At 63.5% G+C, this 20,105-nt stretch carries 24 protein-coding genes and 2 pseudogenes; 9 read left to right on the top strand and 17 right to left on the bottom strand.

Going from position 1 to position 20,105, the window contains the following annotated elements; all coding sequences use genetic code 11:
• The first annotated feature begins 123 nt into the window (after positions 1 to 123).
• The 3 genes from MOK15_RS14990 to MOK15_RS14980 all read left to right on the top strand — a co-directional run bounded on the left by MOK15_RS14990 (position 124) and on the right by MOK15_RS14980 (position 2,484).
• Complete coding sequence (locus tag MOK15_RS14990; protein WP_242932340.1) at positions 124 to 1,068, top strand: RcnB family protein; 945 nt, start codon at positions 124 to 126, stop codon at positions 1,066 to 1,068.
• A 118-nt stretch (positions 1,069 to 1,186) separates the two neighbouring features.
• Positions 1,187 to 1,861 (top strand): 2OG-Fe(II) oxygenase, encoded by a 675-nt coding sequence (locus MOK15_RS14985; RefSeq protein ID WP_242932339.1) that lies wholly within the window; start codon positions 1,187 to 1,189, stop codon positions 1,859 to 1,861.
• Positions 1,862 to 2,013: 152 nt separating this feature from the next.
• Positions 2,014 to 2,484, top strand: a complete 471-nt coding sequence (locus tag MOK15_RS14980) for an RcnB family protein (protein ID WP_242932338.1) — start codon at positions 2,014 to 2,016, stop codon at positions 2,482 to 2,484.
• Positions 2,485 to 2,691: 207 nt separating this feature from the next.
• Here MOK15_RS14980 and MOK15_RS14975 read toward each other — a convergent pair whose 3' ends face one another.
• Positions 2,692 to 4,287 carry a lysine--tRNA ligase gene (locus tag MOK15_RS14975; RefSeq protein WP_242932337.1) on the bottom strand — a complete coding sequence of 532 codons (1,596 nt, stop codon included), beginning with the start codon at positions 4,285 to 4,287 and terminating at the stop codon, positions 2,692 to 2,694.
• Positions 4,288 to 4,415: 128 nt separating this feature from the next.
• On the opposite strand from MOK15_RS14975, the gene MOK15_RS14970 reads away from it, so the two are divergent.
• From MOK15_RS14970 to MOK15_RS14955, 4 genes are read left to right on the top strand one after another with little or no spacing between them, the layout of a single operon-like run.
• A complete protein-coding gene (locus tag MOK15_RS14970) occupies positions 4,416 to 4,775 on the top strand; it encodes a PilZ domain-containing protein (RefSeq protein ID WP_242932336.1) in 360 nt (119 codons plus the stop codon).
• A gap of 41 nt (positions 4,776 to 4,816) precedes the next feature.
• Positions 4,817 to 7,570, top strand: coding sequence for an ATP-dependent DNA helicase (locus tag MOK15_RS14965; RefSeq protein ID WP_242932335.1), 2,754 nt, complete (start codon positions 4,817 to 4,819; stop codon positions 7,568 to 7,570).
• Positions 7,567 to 8,109, top strand: coding sequence for a histidine phosphatase family protein (locus tag MOK15_RS14960; protein WP_242932334.1), 543 nt, complete (start codon positions 7,567 to 7,569; stop codon positions 8,107 to 8,109). The genes MOK15_RS14965 and MOK15_RS14960 overlap by 4 nt, the downstream gene beginning before the upstream one ends.
• A gap of 13 nt (positions 8,110 to 8,122) precedes the next feature.
• Positions 8,123 to 8,644, top strand: a complete 522-nt coding sequence (locus MOK15_RS14955; protein ID WP_242932333.1) for a GNAT family N-acetyltransferase — start codon at positions 8,123 to 8,125, stop codon at positions 8,642 to 8,644.
• A gap of 55 nt (positions 8,645 to 8,699) precedes the next feature.
• Here the strand turns inward: MOK15_RS14955 and MOK15_RS14950 are convergent, their stop codons facing one another.
• The 5 genes from MOK15_RS14950 to rpmF all read right to left on the bottom strand — a co-directional run bounded on the left by MOK15_RS14950 (position 8,700) and on the right by rpmF (position 11,810).
• Positions 8,700 to 9,044 carry a MerR family transcriptional regulator gene (locus tag MOK15_RS14950; RefSeq protein WP_242932332.1) on the bottom strand — a complete coding sequence of 115 codons (345 nt, stop codon included), beginning with the start codon at positions 9,042 to 9,044 and terminating at the stop codon, positions 8,700 to 8,702.
• A gap of 135 nt (positions 9,045 to 9,179) precedes the next feature.
• Positions 9,180 to 9,470: an integration host factor subunit alpha gene (locus MOK15_RS14945; RefSeq protein WP_242932331.1), complete on the bottom strand. Its 291-nt coding sequence runs from the start codon at positions 9,468 to 9,470 to the stop codon at positions 9,180 to 9,182.
• 102 nt (positions 9,471 to 9,572) lie between these two features.
• Positions 9,573 to 10,541: a beta-ketoacyl-ACP synthase III gene (locus tag MOK15_RS14940; protein WP_242932330.1), complete on the bottom strand. Its 969-nt coding sequence runs from the start codon at positions 10,539 to 10,541 to the stop codon at positions 9,573 to 9,575.
• Complete coding sequence (plsX, locus tag MOK15_RS14935; protein WP_242932778.1) at positions 10,538 to 11,563, bottom strand: phosphate acyltransferase PlsX; 1,026 nt, start codon at positions 11,561 to 11,563, stop codon at positions 10,538 to 10,540. The genes MOK15_RS14940 and plsX overlap by 4 nt, the downstream gene beginning before the upstream one ends.
• Positions 11,564 to 11,630: 67 nt before the next feature.
• Complete coding sequence (gene rpmF, locus MOK15_RS14930; protein WP_242932329.1) at positions 11,631 to 11,810, bottom strand: 50S ribosomal protein L32; 180 nt, start codon at positions 11,808 to 11,810, stop codon at positions 11,631 to 11,633.
• Positions 11,811 to 12,014: 204 nt separating this feature from the next.
• On the opposite strand from rpmF, the gene MOK15_RS14925 reads away from it, so the two are divergent.
• The gene (locus MOK15_RS14925; RefSeq protein ID WP_242932328.1) at positions 12,015 to 12,446 is read left to right on the top strand and encodes an MAPEG family protein; all 432 of its coding nucleotides are present in this window, start codon (positions 12,015 to 12,017) and stop codon (positions 12,444 to 12,446) included.
• Between the two features lies 1 nt (position 12,447).
• On the opposite strand, the gene MOK15_RS14920 is transcribed toward MOK15_RS14925, so the two are convergent.
• The 5 genes from MOK15_RS14920 to MOK15_RS14900 form a co-directional block, all read right to left on the bottom strand.
• Positions 12,448 to 13,107 (bottom strand): MBL fold metallo-hydrolase, encoded by a 660-nt coding sequence (locus MOK15_RS14920; protein ID WP_242932327.1) that lies wholly within the window; start codon positions 13,105 to 13,107, stop codon positions 12,448 to 12,450.
• 95 nt (positions 13,108 to 13,202) lie between these two features.
• Positions 13,203 to 13,631: an Rrf2 family transcriptional regulator gene (locus tag MOK15_RS14915; protein WP_242932326.1), complete on the bottom strand. Its 429-nt coding sequence runs from the start codon at positions 13,629 to 13,631 to the stop codon at positions 13,203 to 13,205.
• Positions 13,632 to 13,715: 84 nt separating this feature from the next.
• Entirely contained in the window at positions 13,716 to 14,762 is a 1,047-nt protein-coding gene (locus tag MOK15_RS14910) for a glycerophosphodiester phosphodiesterase (RefSeq protein ID WP_242932325.1), read from the bottom strand.
• Positions 14,759 to 15,115, bottom strand: coding sequence for an ArsC family reductase (locus tag MOK15_RS14905; RefSeq protein WP_242932324.1), 357 nt, complete (start codon positions 15,113 to 15,115; stop codon positions 14,759 to 14,761). Before MOK15_RS14905 ends, MOK15_RS14910 begins: the two co-directional genes overlap by 4 nt.
• Before the next feature lie 15 nt (positions 15,116 to 15,130).
• Complete coding sequence (locus tag MOK15_RS14900; protein ID WP_242932323.1) at positions 15,131 to 15,511, bottom strand: RidA family protein; 381 nt, start codon at positions 15,509 to 15,511, stop codon at positions 15,131 to 15,133.
• A gap of 223 nt (positions 15,512 to 15,734) precedes the next feature.
• Between MOK15_RS14900 and MOK15_RS14895 the strand changes: the two genes are divergently transcribed.
• Positions 15,735 to 16,256: a thermonuclease family protein gene (locus MOK15_RS14895; RefSeq protein WP_242932322.1), complete on the top strand. Its 522-nt coding sequence runs from the start codon at positions 15,735 to 15,737 to the stop codon at positions 16,254 to 16,256.
• Positions 16,257 to 16,280: 24 nt separating this feature from the next.
• Here the strand turns inward: MOK15_RS14895 and MOK15_RS14890 are convergent, their stop codons facing one another.
• The 6 genes and pseudogenes from MOK15_RS14890 to MOK15_RS14865 form a co-directional block, all read right to left on the bottom strand.
• Entirely contained in the window at positions 16,281 to 16,865 is a 585-nt protein-coding gene (locus tag MOK15_RS14890; RefSeq protein ID WP_242932777.1) for a glycine zipper 2TM domain-containing protein, read from the bottom strand.
• Positions 16,866 to 17,159: 294 nt separating this feature from the next.
• Positions 17,160 to 17,903, bottom strand: a pseudogene (locus MOK15_RS14885) (IS481 family transposase); the annotation flags it as partial.
• 42 nt (positions 17,904 to 17,945) lie between these two features.
• The gene (locus MOK15_RS14880) at positions 17,946 to 19,169 is read right to left on the bottom strand and encodes an IS256 family transposase (RefSeq protein WP_242929997.1); all 1,224 of its coding nucleotides are present in this window, start codon (positions 19,167 to 19,169) and stop codon (positions 17,946 to 17,948) included.
• Between the two features lie 58 nt (positions 19,170 to 19,227).
• Positions 19,228 to 19,464, bottom strand: a pseudogene (locus tag MOK15_RS14875) (helix-turn-helix domain-containing protein); the annotation flags it as partial.
• A gap of 57 nt (positions 19,465 to 19,521) precedes the next feature.
• Positions 19,522 to 19,755 carry a hypothetical protein gene (locus MOK15_RS14870; protein ID WP_242932321.1) on the bottom strand — a complete coding sequence of 78 codons (234 nt, stop codon included), beginning with the start codon at positions 19,753 to 19,755 and terminating at the stop codon, positions 19,522 to 19,524.
• The gene (locus tag MOK15_RS14865; protein ID WP_242932320.1) at positions 19,752 to 19,991 is read right to left on the bottom strand and encodes a hypothetical protein; all 240 of its coding nucleotides are present in this window, start codon (positions 19,989 to 19,991) and stop codon (positions 19,752 to 19,754) included. Before MOK15_RS14865 ends, MOK15_RS14870 begins: the two co-directional genes overlap by 4 nt.
• Positions 19,992 to 20,105 lie beyond the last annotated feature (114 nt).

Below are 20,105 nucleotides of genomic sequence, written 5' to 3'. Positions count from 1 at the left end.
GCGCCCACCACGGCATGATTCTTTCGGAATGCTGTCGAACGGGTTCAGACTTGCGACACGCCGCATCCGATAGACCGGCATCATCAGGGGACAATTTGCCCCCGCTAGAGGAAAGACCGAACGATGTTCAGGAAGATGATGCTGGCCGGGCTGATGGGCGCAACGCTGCTGAGCGGCATTGCCCCTGCTTATGCCCAGGCCGGTCAGGAACGCGGTGATCGCAGCGAGCGATCCATGCGCCAGGGCGGTGATGCAGCGTCTCGCGGCAACCGCATGACCCAGCCGCGCGGCGATGACGGCGGGCAGCGCTGGCAACAGCGCGGCGATGCCGGCCGACAAGGCTGGCAGCAGCGCGCGGCCGAACGGCCTGCCGGACAGGCGATGCCGCAGCGTCCCGATCCGCGCTGGCGCGGCGATTCCAATCCACCTGCCAATCGCGCGATCGAAAATGCCGTGCGCGACCAGCAACAGCAGCAACGCAATTGGCGCGATGCACGGCGGGATGATCGCCCGGCCTGGGGCAACGACCGGCGCGATGGCCGCCAGGACGGGCGCCCGGATGGGCGTGGGAACGACCGGCCTGATTGGCGCAACGACCGGCGCAATGACCGTCCGGACTGGCGCAATGACCGTCGCGATGGCCGCCAAGACGGGCGCCCGGATCAGCGCTGGTCCGACAATCGCGGCTGGAACGGCGCCAATTGGAACAACAATGGCCGCCGCTTTGACGACCGCACCCGCTGGAACGATCAGCGGCGTTGGGACAGTGGCTGGCGCCAGGATCGCCGTTACGACTGGAACAGCTATCGCAACCGCTATGGCGACCGCTACCGGATTGGCCGCTATTATGCCCCGCGCGGCTGGAATTATGGCTATCGGCCCTTTTCGGTCGGGATTGTCCTGAACAGCTCGCTCTATGCCAATAATTACTGGCTGAACGATCCCTATAGCTATCGCCTGCCGCCGGCCTACGGCACGTTGCGCTGGGTCCGCTATTATGACGACGCGCTGCTGGTCGACGTCCGCGACGGCTATGTCGTCGACGTGATCCGCGACTTCTTCTGGTAAGTGAAGGCGCACTCGACGAAATCCCCTTCCTGGACTGGCCTTCAGGAATCCCTGACCCCGGCGTGGCGACACGCCGGGGTCTTTTCATACATGGCCCGGCTGTGGCAGGACGTCATGCATGACCGACATGATCGATGACGGCGGTATCGCCTCGCCCGTCCGTGCGCAGATTGGCGACGCCGTCCGCGCTCGCCTGGACCGCAACCCGATGGTGAACCGCATCGATACGCCTCATCTGGAAATCTATGGCCGCCAGGGCTTTCTGAGCACCGAGGAATGCGCGGGCCTGCGCACGCTGATCGACGCGAGCGCCAAACCTTCGACGCTTTTTTCCGGCAGTGCCAACGCCGAATATCGCACCAGCCATAGCGGCAACCTCAGCCCTGCAAGCCCGTTGGTGGAAGCGATCACGAACCGCATCTGCGCGCTCACGGGCCTGCCCGCGAGCCATGGCGAAACACTGCAGGGCCAGCGCTATACGGAGGGACAGGAATATAAGGTCCATTGCGATTATTTCCCCGTCACCGCCAACTATTGGAAAGCGATGCGCAAGTCCGGCGGGCAGCGAACCTGGACCGCGATGATCTATCTCTCGCCGGTCGAGGCGGGGGGCGAGACACATTTCCCGCAATGTGAATTCATGGTGCCGCCGGTGGAGGGGATGATCCTGATCTGGAACAATATGGCCAGCGACGGCGCGCCCAACCTCTTCAGTCTGCACGCCGCACGGCCCGTGGAGCGCGGCACCAAATATGTCGTCACCAAATGGTTTCGCGAACGCCCCTGGGGCTGAACCGGCGCGATACAATTTGCGACATAAATGACTGGAATCTGACTGCATCATTCCCGGATCGTTCAGGCGCGAAGGGTCATATCTCCTCTTGTTGGCGACGAAGCCGATCCAGGGATCAAGGTTCGATCGCCAAGCCGAATGGGAGACATATCATGCGTAAACTGATCATATTGGGCCTGCTCGCCGCCACCGTTGCGCCGAGTGTGGCTTCGGCCCAGTCGATGGGTGAAGTACGCCGCAGCGAACATAATCTGCGCGAGCAGCAACGCGATCTGCGCCAGGCGCAGCGCTATGGCGACCGCCGTGACGTCCGTGATGCCCGTCGCGACGTGCGCGATGCCCGCCAGGATGTGCGTGAGGATTGGCAAGACTATCGCCGCAGCCATCGCGACGTCTATCGCGGCGGCAACTGGCGGGCGCCCTTCCGCTACACCGCCTGGAACCGCGGCGCCCAGCTTCGTCCGGCCTATTACAGCTCGCGCTACTATATCGCCGATCCCTATCGCTATCGCCTGCCCCGGCCGGGCGCGAACCAGCAATGGGTCCGCCATTATAATGACGTGCTGCTGGTCAATGTCCGCACCGGCCGCGTGATCGACGCGCATCGCGGTTTCTTCTGGTAAGCACTGCGACCAGGTAAAAGGAAATGGCCCCGATCATGCGATCGGGGCCATTTCCTGTTTCCGCCCTTGGCCGCGTCGCCCGTTTCCGGGCGCACGCGGCCGATGATACGCCAAAGGCGCATCATCAGTCCGAAAGGGGGGTGGACCGTTTTCGCAAACGCCGATCGGCCCGAAATGTTCCCCTTTCGAGCCGATTCTTGCGCTAATTCAGGCGGCCAGAGCCTCAGCGATCAGCTTGCGGCTGTTTTCAACGCCATAGAGGGCAATGAAGCTGCCCATGCGCGGCCCTTGATCGGCGCCCAGCAACGTCTGGTAGAGCGCCTTGAACCAGTCGCGCAGCTCGGCGAAGCCGAACGCTTCGTCCTTGCCAATGGCATAGACGATATTCTGAATATCCTCTGCCGTCGCTTCGGCCGGCAACGCGGCCAGTTCTTCGTCCAGCTTGCGCAGCGCCGCCGCCTCGTTCGCGTCCGGTGTACGGCGCTTGAGTGTCGGCGCGACGAAATCGCGGTGATAGGCGAGCGCATGACCGATCAGCGCGTCGAGTTCCGGATAGCTGTCCGGGTTGGCGTCCGGCACATAATTTTGGAGATAGCCCCACACCTGCTCGCGGCTGGCATCCCCCATCACGCCGACCAGGTTGAGCAGCAGGCCGAACGTCACCGGCAACTTGCCCTGGGGCAGCTTGCCGTCATGGACATGATGGACCGGGTTGCCCAGTTGTTGCTCGATCGCCTGGGTGGGGTAGTTGCCGCGGAACTGCCAATATTCGTCCACGGCGCGCGGGATGACGCCCATATGGAGCTGCTTCGCCTTCTTCGGCTCCCGATAGGCGTAGAAGGCCAGGCTTTCCTGCGGGCCATAGGTCAGCCATTGTTCGAGGCTGAGGCCATTACCCTTCGACTTGGAGATTTTCTCGCCCTTTTCGTCGAGGAACATCTCGTAGTTGAAACCCTCAGGCGGACGGCCGCCCAGCGCGCGGCAGATCTTCGACGATTGCGTCACCGAATCGATCAGATCCTTGCCCGCCATTTCATAATCGACGCCCAGCGCATACCAGCGCATCGCCCAGTCGACCTTCCATTGCAGCTTCGCGCCGCCCGACAGGATCGACTGCTCGATCCATTCGCCCTCATCCTGAAAGCGGACGAGGCCCGCTTCGGCGTCGATCACCTCGACCGGCACCTGGAGCACGATGCCGCTCCTGGGGCTGATCGGCAGCACCGGCGAATAGGTCGCCTGCCGTTCCTTGCGCAGGGTCGGCAGCATGATGTCCATGATCGCCTGATAACGGCGCAGCACCTGGCGGAGCGCTTCATCAAAGGCGCCGGCCTTGTAGCGCTCGGTCGCCGACACGAATTCATAGTCGAACCCGAACCGGTCCAGAAATTCGCGCAGCATTGCGTTGTTGTGATGCGCGAAACTTTCGAACTTCCCGAACGGGTCAGGCACCTGCGTTAGCGGCTTGCCCAGATGCTCGGTCAGCATCGCCTGGTTGGGCACATTGTCCGGCACCTTGCGCAAGCCGTCCATATCGTCGCTGAACGCCACCAGCCGCGTCGGGATATCCGACAGCGCATGAAAGGCGTTGCGGACCATGGTGGTGCGCAGCACTTCGTTGAAGGTGCCGATATGCGGCAGGCCCGACGGACCATAGCCGGTTTCGAACAGGATATGCCCCTTGTCCGGCACGCCGCCTTCCGACCCATTGGACGAATAGCGCTTCAGGAGCTTGCGGGCTTCCTCATAGGGCCAGGCCTTGGCCGCCTGCGCAGCGGTGCGGAGAAGTTCGGACACGGTCATGAGCCAAGCCCCTACCCCCGGACGGCCCGAAAGAAAACGGTGTTTGGAGGCAAATATGCGTTAAGAATCACTCTCAATTCAATGTTGATTAACCCTATATGTCCATATTCGCCGGGATTGGAGGCGTTATGCACACCAAGCGCAACCGCGAACGTATCGCCGTGGATGTCCCGGTCGTTGTCACGACGGTGCTCGACAGCCTGGAAGGAAGGATCATCGATCTGAGCGAAGGTGGCGCGCAAATCCTGGGCTGCACCCTCCCTACGCGCTCCAAATGCCAACTCGACCTCGACGGCCATATCGTGTTCGGCACGGTGCAATGGTCGGAGGAAGATCGGATCGGCATCCGGTTCCCTTATGACCTGACCGACGGCCCGCTCTATGAACGGCTGGAACAGGCCCGCACCGCAAAACATAGCTCCATCACCCTCCAGCCTTCCGCCACTATGGCAACGACCGGCAGCGGATTTGGACGCCGGGCGGACTGAAACAGGTTTTCCTTTTGTTCCCGTTCGCCTAAGCCGGGCGGGTGATCGATCCCGCCACATTGCCCGCGCTCCACGCCAGCCATGGCGGCATCTGGCTGCGCGAAGAGGGCCGCACCCAGGCGCTGGCCAAGGGGCAGGCGATCGCGCGCGCGGCCGAAACGCCGGTGCTGCTGCTCAATGCGCCCCTGACCGGCCAGCGGCTGGGCTATCCCGAACTGAACGGCCTCGACCTGCTGGAACTCTGGGCATTCCTCCATCCCGCCCGCTTTCTGGTGCCCACGCCCAAGGGGCTGGCCGAAGCGCTAGCCCTGCCTGCTCCGGCCAATGAGGGAGATATTCCCGCCCTGCTGCAACAGGCCGCCGCCCTGCTGCTCGCCCGGCTCGAATCATCCGACTGGGCCGAGCGCGAAGGCGGCTGGACAGCGGGCCAGGCGCTGCATCGGTTGCGCTGGCCCTGGTCGCCGCTGGTCGTGCCACGCATCCCGCGCCCGCGCGAGGCGGAACGCTGGCTCTTTTCCAAGCTGCCCGAATGGGAGGAAGCACAGGCCCGTCCGGCTCCGCGCACGATCACCCTGTCCGAAGACCAGGTTCTGGCCCGGCTCGACGCCCTGACCGGCGCGCAGGCGGAGACGCGTCCCGGCCAGCGCGCCTATGCCGCCGCCGCCAGCGCCGCCTTCCGCCCGCGTACCTATCGCGACCAGCCCAATATGCTGCTGGCCGAAGCCGGGACCGGCATCGGCAAGACACTGGGCTATCTCGCACCCGCCTCGCTCTGGGCCGGGGAAGCACAGGGGACGGTGTGGGTGTCCACCTATACCAAGGCATTGCAGCGTCAGCTCGACCGCGAATCCCTGCGTCTCTTTCCCGATCCCGCCGTCGCCGCGCGGCGCGTGGTGGTGCGCAAGGGCCGCGAAAACTATCTCTGCCTGCTCAATCTGGAAGATGCGTTGCAAGGCGGCTTTTCGGGCCGCGCCGCCATATTGGCGCAGCTGGTCGCACGCTGGGCCGCCTTCACCAAGGATGGCGACATGGTTGGCGGCGACCTGCCCGGCTGGCTGCCGACCCTGTTCCGTCGCAACGGATCGACTGCGCTGACCGACCGGCGCGGCGAGTGCATCTATGCCGGCTGCCCGCATTATCGCAAATGCTTCATCGAACGGTCGGCCCGCGCCTCGGCCGACGCCGATATCGTCATCGCCAATCATGCGCTGGTGATGATCAATGCCGCGCGCGGCCGTGAGACTGGGCAACGTCCGCAGCGCATCGTCTTCGACGAGGGCCATCATCTCTTCGACGCGGCGGATTCAACCTTCTCGGTCGCCCTGTCGGGACAGGAGGCAATCGAACTGCGCCGCTGGATCATGGGGCCTGAGGGCGGATCGCGCGGACGCCGAAGGGGCCTTGCCGCACGCCTCTCCGACCTGGCGAGCTATGACGAGGAAGGCGGTCAGGCGATCCGCGCGGCGGTCGACGCGGCGCAGGCGCTACCCGCCGACGAATGGCTGAAGCGCGTGGTGGCGGGCGAACCTTTCGGCCCGCTGGAAGCGCTGCTCGCCGCCGTACGCGGCACCGTCTACACGCGCGCCGCCGACGCCGGGGAAGCGGACGCCGGCTACGGGCTTGAGACGGAACTGGCGGAACCCGACGGCGCGCTTGTCGAAGCCGCACAGGAAGCGGCCCTGGCGCTCGATGCGCTCATCAAGCCGATCGTCCGCCTGTCACGCCGGTTGGAGGCGGTGATCGAGGATGCGCCCGACTGGCTGGACGGTGCGGCGCGCGCGCGGATCGAGGGCGCGGTGGCGTCGCTCGGCTGGCGACGCGACCTGATCGCAGCCTGGCTGGCGCTGCTGGCGCGGATCGGCGGCCCGGCCGACCCCGACTATGTCGACTGGCTCGCGGTCGATCGGGCCGAAGGACGGGAGTTCGACATCGGCATCCATCGCCATTGGCTCGACCCTACCCGCCCGCTGGCCGAAACGGTGCTGAAACCGGCGCAGGGCGTCCTCATCACCTCCGCGACGCTCAAGGGGGGCGGCGAATGGGACAATGCGGAAAAGCGCAACGGCGCGATCCACCTGCCCCATGGCGCCGAACGGTTCGAGGCGGACAGCCCGTTTGACTATCCCAACCGCGCCGAAGTGCTGATCGTGACCGATATCAAGCGGGGTGACATCGCCGCGCTGTCGGGCGCCTATGCCCGGCTGATCGAGGCGGCGGGCGGCGGGACGCTGGGCCTGTTCACCGCGATCCGGCGGCTGCGCGCGGTACATGCCCGCATCGCCGACCGGCTGGCGCGGACCGGCCTGCCGCTCTACGCCCAGCATGTCGATCCGATGGATACCGGCACGCTGGTCGACATCTTCCGCGACGATCCGCGCGCTTCGCTGCTCGGCACCGATGCCTTGCGCGATGGCGTCGATGTACCCGGCCATTCGCTGCGGTTGGTGGTGATGGAAGGCGTGCCTTGGTCCAAGCCCACCGTGCTGCACGCCGCTCGCCGGCTGGCGGGCGGCGGCAACGCCTATGACGACCGGCTGATCCGCGCGCGGCTGGCCCAGGCGTTCGGCCGCCTCATCCGCCGCGCCGAGGACCGGGGCAGTTTCGTCATCCTCTCGGCCGCGATGCCCAGCCGGCTGCTCAGCGCCTTTCCGCCCGGAACACCGGTGCGCCGCCTGACGCTCGACGAGGCGATCATCGCCGTCAGCGCCGCAATTCCCCGCGAAGCCCTTGGCGAACAGGCCGCCTTCGGGCATCAGGGATACGAATCCGGCTTGCCCCGTCAGGAGAGTGAATGAAGCGTCTGACCCTGTTGCGTCACGCCAAATCGGATTGGGACGATCCGGTGGCGCGCGACTTCGACCGGCCTTTGAACCGCCGGGGGGAGAAGGCTGCGCTGCTGATGGGCCAGTTCGCCGCCAGGCGGAAGATGCGGTTCGACCTGCTGGTCGCATCGCCTGCGGTGCGGGTGGTGCAGACACTCGACACCTTCTTTTCGGGTTATGGCGAAACACTGGATGCCCATTGGGACCGCCGCATCTATCTCGCATCCTCCGCAACCTTGCTCGATGTCGTGCGCGATCTGCCCGACAGTGCGCAAAGCGTGCTGATGGCGGGGCATAATCCGGGCTTCGAGGAACTGATCCTGGATCTGGTCCCCGACGATGGCGCCAATCCACTGCGGGAGGATGTGGAGGTGAAATTTCCCACCGCCAGCCTGGCCGTCATGGACCTGGCGATTGAAAGCTGGACGCAAATAGCGATCAATGCCGCGACGATCGCCAGCTTCACTCGCCCCCGCGACCTGGACCCGGCGCTCGGACCAGGATCGCGTTGAGGGCGCGCGCACGATGACGCCAATCACCTGGCGACACGCCGGACCGCACGATGCGACCGCCCTGTCGATCCTGGGCGGCGCGACCTTCCTCACCAGCTTCGCGCACGATCATCCGGGTCCGGCGCTGCTCACCCATATCGGCGTGGCGCATGGGGCGCCCTATTATGAGGCCGCACTGGCGGACCCCGCACAGACGATCCTGATCGGTGAAACGCCGCTCGGCGCGCCGGTGGGCTATGCCATGCTGACCCCGCCCGACCTGCCGGTGCCGACGGATGCAGCGCGCGACCTGGAGATCAAGCGCATCTATCTCCTGGCCGGATGGCAGGGCGGCGGTCATGGTGGCGCACTGATGGTGCGGGTCGAAGAGGAAGCCCGCCACCGCGGGGCTGAGCGATTGCTGCTCGCCGTCTATCTGCATAATGAGCGTGCACAACGCTTCTATGCCCGGCATGGCTTTTCCCATATTGGCGAGACGACCTTCATGGTCGGGGATGTGCCATTCCGCGACCTGATCTACGCCCGGACGCTGTAGCGCTCCCAGAGATCCGTCTCAAAATGCGTGGAAAAGCGCATTTTGAGACGATGCATCAGTTCTTAAGCGCGGCCGCCAACGCGGCGCGTATGCCTTCAAGCCGAACGACCAGATCATCGGCAGGAGGATCGGCTGCAGCCGGTACGGTCACGGCCACGCCATCTCCCTCGGTGAGCGCCTTTTGCGCGCCTTTGACAGTGAAGCCCTCGACATGGAGGAGATGGTGGATGCGCTGCGCCAAAGCCACATCACCTGGCCGGTAATAGCGACGATTGCCCGATCGCTGGAGCGGCCGAAGTTGGGGAAAGCGCGTTTCCCAATAGCGCAAAATATGCTGGGGCAGACCAAGCTGGCCGGCCAGCTCGCTGATGGTAAGGAATGCCCCCTCCGCTTTTTTCATGACAGGGATGTTGCACCCATCATCCCGGCCAGGTCAACCATGGTAAATCACGGTTAAGACAGAAAAAGCGGCAGATAAACGCGCTAAAGCATTTTCCAGTCAAATGAGGCCGTCTAACTGGCCAATGCCCCAGAGTCAGGCCACCCGGTCGCGCATCGTCTGACTGGCGCGAAAGGTAAGAACCCGGCGCGGTTCGATCGGCACCTCAACCCCGGTCTTGGGGTTGCGGCCCATACGCTGCGTTTTGTCGCGCAGGACGAAGGTTCCGAAACTGGAAATCTTCACATTCTCGCCACGCTCAAGCGCCGCAGACAGATGATCGAGGATCGATTCAACCAACGCAGCCGCTTCGGCGCGCGACAGGCCGACATGGCGGTTCAGACTCTCCGCCAGGTCCGCGCGCGTCAATGTGCCAGTGTCGCTCATTTCTCGTCCCCTCTCGCCTGCTCCCGGCGATCACCCCCCGATGATCCGCCTGAAATCTGACCGATTCGCAGTGATTCGGCAAGATGGCCCCTGAAAGGTCTATTATAGACGCAGAACGCAGGCGCCCCAAGTAAAACCGCCGCCCATCGCTTCAAGCACGATGAGGTCGCCCGGCTTGATCCGTCCGTCGCGCACAGCGACATCCAGCGCGAGAGGCACCGAAGCAGCAGAGGTGTTCGCGTGGCGATCCACCGTCATGACAACACGCTCGGCCGGCAGCTTCAGCTTGCGCGCCGTGGCATCGAGGATACGGGCATTGGCCTGATGCGGCACGAGCCAATCGATATCGCTGGTGGCAAGACCTGCCTGCTCCATCACTTCGTTCAGGACCGAGGCCAGGTTGACCACGGCATGGCGGAACACTTCTTGTCCCTTCATGCGCAACTTGCCCACCGTCTGCGTCGTCGACGGTCCGCCATCGACATAGAGAAGCTGGTTATGGCGGCCATCGGCATGAAGCTTTGAGGCCAGGATGCCGCGCGCGCCGTCAGCGCTTTCCTCAAAACCCAGCACGATCGCGCCCGCCCCGTCGCCGAACAGAACGCAAGTGGCGCGATCTTCCCAGTCGAGGATGCGGCTGAAGGTCTCCGAACCGATCACCAACGCGCGGTTGGCGGCGCCCGAACGGATCATGCTGTCGGCGACAGTGACTGCATAGAGGAACCCCGAACAGACCGCCGCTACGTCGAAAGCAACGCAGTCATCGATGCCCAGCGCCGCCTGCACCTTGGTCGCGGTGGCGGGGAAGGTCTGATCAGGCGTCGCCGTCGCCAGGATGATGAGGTCGATATCCTGCGCAGCAAGCCCGGCCGCCTCCAGCGCGATGCCGGCGGCTTGGGTCGCCAGCGTCGCGGTCGTTTCACCCTCAGCGGCGATATACCGGGTGCGGATGCCGGTCCGTTCGACGATCCATTCGTCGCTGGTGTCGACGGTCTGCGCCAGCTCTGCGTTGGTGACAATGCGCGCGGGCAGGGCTGACCCTGTTCCCAGAAGAATCGAACGGCGGATCACTTGACGGGCTGCTCCAGCTTCGACGCGGCAGCCGACAGGCCCTCTATCCCCGCCATGTCGGCCGCAATGCGACGGGTGATGTCTTCTTCCAGCAAACGCGCGGCGACATGGACGGCGTTGGCCACGCCCTTCTCGTCCGCGCTGCCATGGCTTTTCACGACAACCCCATTGAGGCCCAGAAAGACCGCGCCATTATGATTATTGGGGTCGAGGTGATGCTTGAGCAGATGCATGGCCGGCTTCGAGATCAGGAAGCCGATCTTCGAACGGATGGAACTGGTGAAGGCCTTGCGCAGGACGTCGGTGACGAAACGGGCCGTGCCTTCCGCTGTCTTGAGCGCGACATTGCCCGAAAAGCCGTCGCAGACGATGACGTCCGTATCGCCACGAGCAAGCTTGTCGCCTTCGGTAAAGCCATCAAACTGGAGAGGCAGGCTGCTCGCACCGCGCAGGACGGCGGCGGCATCGCGAATCTCATCGGTGCCCTTGAGTTCCTCGGTGCCGATATTGAGCAAGCGCACGCGCGGCCGATCGAGGTCGAAGGCAATGCGCGCATAGGCCGCGCCCATCACCGCGAACTGGACAAGATTGCGGGCGTCGCATTCGGTGTTCGCGCCCAGGTCCAGCATGATAACGTCATTGTCGCCCAGCGTCGGCAGCATCGCCGCCAGCGCGGGACGATCGACGCCCGGCATGGTACGCAACGCCACCTTGGCCATGGCCATCAATGCGCCGGTGTTTCCGGCGGACACCGCAGCCCCGGCCTCTCCCGCTTTCACGGCGGCGATCGCCTTGGCCATGGAGCTGTTTTTCTTGCGAATCGCGACGCTCGGCTTGTCCGATCCGGCGACGACCGTATCGGCATGGACGATGTCCGACGCAGCCCGCAAATTGGGATGATGGTCGAGCGCCGCCTTGATCCGCGCTTCGTCGCCGAACAGGGTGAAGCGGAGGCCATCATGACGACGGCGGGCCAATGCAGCCCCTGCCATCATGACGCGCACGCCTTCGTCCCCGCCCATCGCGTCGATTGCGATTCGCGGTTGGCTGGACACTTTAATTCACCCCTTTGCGGAGTAGAGGACGGGCTTACGCCCCGACGGCGACGATTTCGCGGCCGTTATAGTGACCGCAGGCGTCGCACAGATTGTGCGGGCGCTTCAGTTCACCGCAGTTGGAGCATTCCTGGAAAGCGTCAACGCGCAGCGCGTCATGGCTGCGGCGCATACCGCGACGGGAAGGAGAAGTCTTGCGCTTGGGGACAGCCATGTCGGCACCTTATTCCATATCAATCAGGTTGTGCGACCGGCCGGTTCCGAACAGATACCGACGCCAACAGCGCCGCAGACCATGCGGCCCAGGTGATCGCGAAGCCCTGCGCCTATAGCGCTTTTTGCCGAAGGCGCAAGTCCTTCCTTGCCCCTGCGGACGGGCTGTCTAGGGTGCGGCCAACCTAGAGAAGGGAATATATCCATGCTGCTACCCATCACCCTGACCTTTGCTGCCGCCTGCACGCTGCTCAATCTCTGGCTGGCCATTCGCTGCGCGCGGATTCGCATGAGCGCCAAGGTGATGCATGGCGACGCGGGCAACAATCTGCTGGCGCGCCGGATGCGGGCGCACGCCAATTATGTCGAATATACGCCGATCGTGCTGATCCTGTTCGCCCTGATCGAACTGGCGGTAGGCGCATCGCTGTGGCTGTGGATCGGCGCGCTGGTCTATCTCGTGGCGCGCATCGCCCATGCGTTCGGCATGGACGCGGACAACCCCACCGTCTGGCGCGCAAGCGGCGCACTGCTCACCTGGAGCATCATGGTCGCGCTGGCGATTGCGGCGCTCAGCGTGGCTTATACGGCGACGCAGGAAATCCCGGCTCCGCCCGCGCTTGCCGCACGGGAATAACCTAACGCGCCAGCACCGAATCGGCGACGAAGGGATTGGTACGGCGCTCATGCGCGAAATTGCTCATCTGCCCATGGCCAGGCACGAAGGCGGTATCCCCGCCCAAGGGCCAGAGCTTGCCAGTAATGGCGTCGATCAGATCCTGATGATTGCCACGCGGGAAGTCGGTGCGGCCGATGGAACCCTGGAACAACACGTCGCCGACGATAGCAAGCTTGCTGGGCGCGTGGTGGAAAACAACATGGCCCGGCGTGTGCCCCGGACAGTGGATGACGTCGAACAGCAGATTGCCGACGCTCACCTGATCCCCATCCTTCAACCAGCGGTCAGGTTCAAAGCTTTCGCCAGGCACGCCCCACCGCTCCCCATCGGCTGCCAGGCGGTCGATCCAGAAGCGGTCATCCTCATGCGGTCCCTCGATCGGCACGCCCAGATCGCGCGCCAGCACCCCCGCCTGACCGCAATGGTCGATATGACCATGGGTGACGAGCAGCTTCTCGATCGTCACGCCATGCTGCGCCGCCGCCTTCTTGAGTACCGGCAGGTCGCCGCCCGGATCGACGAAGGCCCCGCGCATCGTTTCCGTGCACCAGAAGAGGGTACAATTCTGCTGCAACGGGGTGACGGGTATGAGGACGGCTTTGAGCGGGGGCGTGGTCATGCTCCCGATGTGGCGAAGCCGCGCGCCACGCGCAAGGGAAGCCCTTTGGTGGTACGCGATTTCCGATCCGCGAATAATCTATGCGGCTGAAATCGCTATGCCAGTTCGTCAGACGCGGCGAAGGGTTCGGCCAGGCTGATGCTGTCGAGCACTTTCGCCGTCTCGTCGCGAACCCGCAGCATCACGCGATGCAGCCTGCATTCCGATTCGGGCAGGCAGTTGGTGCAACTTTCATGCGCGAAGCGGCTGGCGCAGGGCGTCAGCGCCAATGACCCCCGCGTCAGGCGAACAATGTCGCCATAGCTGATATCGACTGGCGCCAGCGCCAGCCAATAACCGCCATCCCTGCCCCGCTGCGTCGCCACCAGCCCTTCACGCGACAGTTCGGACAGGATCACGGTCAGGAACTTGGCCGGGATATTCTGCCGCGTGGCGATTTCATTCAGGGGAACCGGGCCTTGGCGATAGCGGTCGGCGAGATGCTGAAGCGCGCGGATTGCATAACGGGTCTTCTGGGACAGCATGGATTCGTTATTCGCCTGCGCGCGGGCTTTGGCAAGTCAAGCCACGTGATTGATAAAGAAGTTTTCGAGATGTTTCCGCCTTGGCTAAGGCGCGCCACCCGACAAAGCCTGCCGCGCCTGCCCTGGGAAGTCACTGAAGATGCCGTCCACGCCGGTGGCAGCGATGGCCCGGACATAGCCGGCGAAATCACCCCGCCCCTGCGGACCGTCGGGCCGCTGATAGGCAACGGGCAGGAAGTTGTTTTCCATCCGCAGCGTCCAGACATGGACCTGCAACCCCGCATCATGGGCGCGGCCGACCAGGGCGGTGGGGCCTTCCGGCGCGATGACGAGCGCCGCCGAGGGGCCGATGCCATCGGCATAGGTCGCGATGTCGGCCAAGCCCTGCACCGTCAGCATGTCGGCATAGCTGGTGCCGGGCAGGTCCGCAGGGCCGCCCTGCGCATCCACAAGCTGGATCAGGCGCAAGCGGGTAGCGGTGCGCAACGCCTTGAGATTGCCGACCTCGAAGGACTGGATGAAGACCGGATCAGCCTCCGTCTGATAGCCATAGCGGCTCAGCATATCGAGCAAAGCCGCCTGATGCGGCAGGCCGATGCCGGCGAAATAGCTGGGATGCTTGGTTTCGGGATAGATGCCGATGCGGCGGCCGGTTTCCGCCTCCTTGGCGCGGACCAGCTTCAATATCTCCTCGAAGGTCGGGATCGGATAGAGATCATTGAAGCGCTTGTTGGCCGGGCGCAGATCGGGGAGCCGCTCGCGAGCGTGCAGCGTGCGCAGCTCAGCGAGGGTGAAATCCTCCGTGAACCAGCCCGTCATCGCGACGCCATCGATGGTCTTGCTCGTCTTGCGATCGGCAAATTCGGGATGGTCAGCGACGTCGGTGGTGCCGCTGATCTCATTTTCATGCCGGGCGACGAGAACACCGTCCTTGGTCAGCACCAGGTCCGGCTCGATATAGTCGGCACCCTGGTCGATCGCCCGCTCATAGCTGGCGAGCGTATGTTCGGGCCGTTCGCCGCTCGCGCCGCGATGCGCGATCAGGATCGGATCGGCGGCAGAAGCGATGGAGAGGGGGATGAGGCTCATCAGCAGGAACAGTCCGATGCGCAGCAGCCCCCGCCCGATCACGCCTTCACGCCTTGCAGCGCGTTCTCATAGGTCGTCGCCTTGAAACCGACGATGGTTTCCCGTCCGGTGTCAAGGATAGGCCGCTTAATCATCGAAGGATTGGCCATCATCAGCAGGATCGCCTTGTCAGCGTCGATATGCGCCTTGTCGCCCGCGTCCAGCGCCTTGAACGTCGTACCCGAACGGTTGAGGATGGTTTCCCATCCATGCTCCATCACCCATTCCTCCAGCCGGGCCTTGTCCACGCCCGACACTTTATAGTCGTGGAAGCTGTAGGGGACACGCTCATTATCCAGCCAGTTACGCGCCTTCTTGATCGTATCGCAATTCTTGATGCCGTACATGGTAATCATAGCGGTCGGCTCCCATTACCCTTTGAAGGCGGTGACTTCGATTTCGATCTTCATCTCCGGCTTGATAAGGCCGGCGACAACACAACTGGCGGCGGGACGGATATCGCCGAACACGGAAGCAGTCGCCTTGCCCAGATCGTTCCAATAGGCGGCATCGGTGATATAGTAGGTCACGCGGACCACATCGGCAAAGGAAAAGCCCGCATCCTCCAACGCCTTGCCGATGACCTTGAGCGCGTTACGACCCTGATCGACAACGCTTTCGGGCATGATCTTGGTTTCGGGATCGGTGCCGGTGGTGCCGGCAACGAAGCACCAGTCGCCCTGAACGACGGCGCGCGAATAGCCGACCTGCGCCTCGAAAGGCGAGCCGGAGGAAATGAGCTGGCGGGACATGAGGGGATTCCTGTTGCAGTGCGAAAGGATCGCTCGCGCCTTTGCCGGTTGATGTCCGCCCTGTCCAGCGCTTTCACCAAGCGGGGGATCAGCTCCGTTTCGGATGGTCGCGCCCGGCACGGAGCCGGGAGCATTGCCCCGCCACATCGAAACCCACCCGGATCGGCGGAAAGGTGGAGCGACTTCGGGCTGCGGTTCATCGACAGGCCGTTAGGCCGGCAGCATGGCACGACAAGCATATGCGCGCGAACGGCGGATAAAGACGGGACACGGAGCCACAGCGCTCCTCTTCACTCTATGCCTAGGGCTGCTCCTCGGCTGCTATGGGCCGGGCTGGGTGCAGCAGCAGGGCTGGTCGAGGGTGACTGCGCCAACACGGGGCCTGGCCGCCGACACGCTTTCCGCCGATTTCACGATCTGCCACAGCGGCGGCGGGATCAATTGCGTGATCGATGGCGATACTTTCCGGTTTCGGGGCGAGAAATACCGGATCGTCGACATCGACACGCCCGAAACCCATGGGCCGCGCTGCGCAGCGGAGGGTGAACTGGGTGCACGGGCGACGCGGCGGTTGCGGGCGCTGTTGAACGCCGGCCCTTTCTCCCTGGCGCGAGAAGCGCGCGACACGGACCGCTATGGCCGCGCCCTGCGCCTGGTGACGCGCGGGGGCGAGTCCGTCGGCGGCATATTGGTTGCCGAAGACCTCGCCCGGAACTGGGACGGCAGCCGCCATCCCTGGTGTTGAGAGAGGACGTGCCCCCTCATCAGCTTAACGGCAGCTAACCCCGCCGCGATCGATCTCCCGGCCGAGCAGCGCGCCCGCGCCACCACCGATCAGGACACCTGCGATGTTCGACTGGCCCTGATCGATCTGACTGCCGAGCAAGCCACCCAGCGCCGCGCCGACGATCAGACCCGTGGTGCCGTCCTGACGGCGGCAATAATAACGATCGTCATAGCCGCGATAGATGCGGGTGCGGCGATCGACCCGGATCGGCGCATAGCCGCCGCGATAATAGCGGTCGGGCCGATAGGAGCGGCCATAGCGCGGATCGGGGCGGTTCCAGTCATAATTATAGACGACGCGGCCAGGGCGGCGATCATTGCGACGACTCTCCTGCCAACCACGACGATCGTCTCGACGATAATCCCTCCGGTTATCGCGACCATCGCGCCGATAATCCTTCCGCGTATCGCGGACATTGCGAACGTCACGGCGCTGCTCACGCACATCGCGTCGCTGTTCACGCGCATCGCGACCGGGCTGCGCCAGGGCCGGCGTGGCGGCGATACCGGTCAGGGTCATGGCGCCGAGTGAAATGGCGATAACGGCCTGTTTCAGCGAGAATGGCATGAGTGAGGTCCTTCCCTCGGAATTTGATCTGGCCGTAAAACCCGCAAGTGCAGAGAATGTTGCATGAACGAAATCAAAGCATCTATTCTGCTGCCGGCCGGAACATGCGGGCCACGACGCGAAATAGGCATTACTCCCCTTAACTGCGGATATTTTCCATATAGCTTTCCCTCCTCCGTGATTACGCAAGGCATGGTGGAGAAAACGGCCATGTCCGTATGGCGAGACAAGGCAGCGTAGGGCAGAAATAGGAAACGGCCGGACACGATCGTACAGCTTAGATGTTTGGTCCGGGATTTGGTGGGTCGGGTCTGACGTAAATCGGTGTGGCTCTTTGAGCCAGGCTTTGCAAATGGCTTCATACGGGGTGAGACCTTTGAGGGTCTTGAGCCTACGACCGAAGTTGTAGGCGGCGACGAAGTCGCCAAGATGCTGCCTGAGTTGGTCGTGCGTATCGTAGTGGTAGCGTTTGACTGTCGCCTCTTTGATGGTGCGGTTCATCCTTTCAACCTGCCCATTGGTCCAGGGGTGGCGAGGTTTGGTTAGCCGGTGATCGATGTCGTTCTGGGCGCAGGCGAGGGCGAAGGAGTGGCAGCGGAACCGCTCACCGTTCGTGATGGCGAGCTTGACCTCTTCGACAGCGGATCCCGGGTACTTCGGATCGGTGAAGTGGATGCCATTGTCGGTGAGGACAGTGCGCACCTTGTACGGCACGGCGGCGATGAGATGCCGGAGGAAATCGGCAGCGACCCTAGTGGTGGCCCTTTCGTGCAGCTCGACGAAGGCGAACTTCGATGTGCGGTCGATTGCAACCAGGAGGTAGAGCCTGCCCTCTTCGGTGCGAACCTCGGCGATGTCGATGTGGAAGTAGCCGATCGGATAGCTTTTGAACTTGCGCTTGTTGGGCGCATCGCCCTCGATCGTGGGCAGTTGGGAGATGCCGTGACGCTGCAGACAGCGATGCAACGACGAGCGCGTCAGGTGAGGAATCGTGGCCTGCAGGGCGTACAAGCAGTCGTCGAGTGGCAACAGCGTGTGCGGGACTGTCAGGAATTCCGTGTGTGGGCGGGCGGTTGAACATTACGCTGCCATGGCCTTGATGAAGCGTTCTCCGAACAGCACGGCGAACTGGGCCTTGGCCATGGACCACTCACGTGGCGGCATTTTCCACTCTTTCTCGGATCGGTTCAAGATCAGATAGAGCAGCTTGGTCGCTGAATCGTCGCTGGGAAAGTGCCCCCTGGCCCTGACCGCCCGTCGAAGCTGGGCATTCAACGCCTCGATGGCGTTTGTCGTATAAACGATGCGGCGGACCTCGTCGGGGAAGGCAAAGAACGGGATAACCTCGGCCCATGCACGGCGCCAGCTCTGGCCGATCGCAGGATAGCGCCGACCCCATTCGCCGGCCTCGAAGGCTGTCAGGGCCTCCTCGGCAGCGATGGCATCGGTGGCGCGGTAGACGGTCTTCAGTGCACCAGCGAGCGCCTTGCGATCCTTCCACGACACGAAGTCCATCGAGTTGCGCAGCAGGTGGACGATGCAGGTTTGGACGATCGCCTCGGGGAACACGGCGGTGATGGCCTCTGGAAAGCCCTTCAGGCCGTCTACGACGGCCAGCATGATGTCCTCAACACCGCGGTTCCTCAGCTCGTTCATCACCCGCAGCCAGAATTTGGCGCCCTCGTTCTGCTCGATCCACAGGCCCAGGACGACCTTGCCGCCATCGGCACGCACGCCCAGCGCGATGTGGATAGCCTTGTTGCGGACCAGACCTTCGTCACGGATCTTGACCCGGATCGCGTCGAAGAAAACCAGCGGATAGGCCGGATCGAGCGGTCGGGCCTGCCAGGCGGCGACCTCTTCGAGCACGGCGTCGGTCACCGTCGAGATCAGGTCCGGCGAGACGTCGATACCGTACAGATCGCGCAAGTGCCCGACGATCTCCCGTGTGCTCATGCCGCGCGCATACATCGAGACGATCTTGTCGTCGAAGCCCGGAAACCGGCGCTGGTACTTGGCGATCAGTTGCGGATCAAAGCTGGCATGACGATCGCGCGGCACCTCGATCTCGATCTTGCCGGTGTCCGTCACCACCGTCTTGCGGCCATAGCCATTGCGGCTGTTCCCGACCTGCGGGGCATCGCCAAGGTGGTAATCCATCTCGGCGTTGAGCGCCCGTTCGGCCAGCGCCTTCTTCAATGAATCCAGCAGGCCGCCCTGCTGGAGCGCACTGGCGGCATCGCTGCCGGCCAAGAGTTGATCGAGTAAATCAGCCGGGATCGCCGGCTCCTTGCGTCGAGGCATACAGGGTCTCCTTCTTACCCATTATGCCCGCCCACACACGGAATTCCTGACAGTCCCGCGTGTGCCGGCGGAAGGCGACGATGACGGCTTCGTCCTCAACCGACAGAACCGTCGATCGCGCGACCTTGGGGCCGGTCGGCAGGTCGGCCGTGGAGGTGCGCCGCTTCCATTTGGCGACGGTCTTCTGGTTGATGCCGTGTCGCCGGGCCAGCGCCCTCAGGCTCTCTTGACTATGTTGTATCGCTCGACGGACTGCCTCAGTCGTCGTGGCGCACCCGTGGAGTATCTGGCCCATAGCGCTTCCTTCCAGCTGGTGGTGAATAATGCACCATCAAAGCCTGGGATCAAACATCTAATATGAGCTGGCGGCGCGCGGCGCATGGGTGACGCCATCGGCCGTGATAACGCCGCCGCCCTGCTCGCCGCGATCCTGGTTGTCATCGCCGGAGCCGACGATCTGGATCGCCGTCAGGATCACCAGCACCGCCCAGAGCAACGCCATCCAGCGGCTGGTGAAGAGCGAACGAAGGCGGACACCAAAGAGCATAGCGCGGAAATGTAGAGTAATGGCGTTAAAAAAGATCACCCGAACTCCGCGCCACCTCCACGCTCTGGCGCCGAGAAGGTGGTCGAGCTGGTCAGCACGACCCGATCCAGGCGCGCGTTGCCCATGCAGCGATGGCAATAGGCGTAGTCGAAGGCAGCCTCCAGCACCCAGTCCTGCCTGTCCACATCCCATGCGGCCCAGGCGTCGCGCGTCACATGGTCGCTGCCGCAGACATTGCAGATATAGGCGTGACGGATCGTGGTTTGCTCGGACATGGAGCAAGCATAACGCAGGTTTCGCCATTTTGGCGGGAGGTTGATCCACTATGGATGCAATGGCTTTGATCTACCAACCAATTGCAAATTCATTTCTGAAAGCTGAATAGATCA

This window comes from Sphingobium sp. BYY-5, assembly GCF_022758885.1.
In the GTDB taxonomy this organism is placed as follows: Bacteria; Pseudomonadota; Alphaproteobacteria; order Sphingomonadales; family Sphingomonadaceae; genus Sphingobium.
Note: the sequence above shows the minus strand (reverse complement) of the source record. Positions and strands in the feature narration are given on the sequence as shown.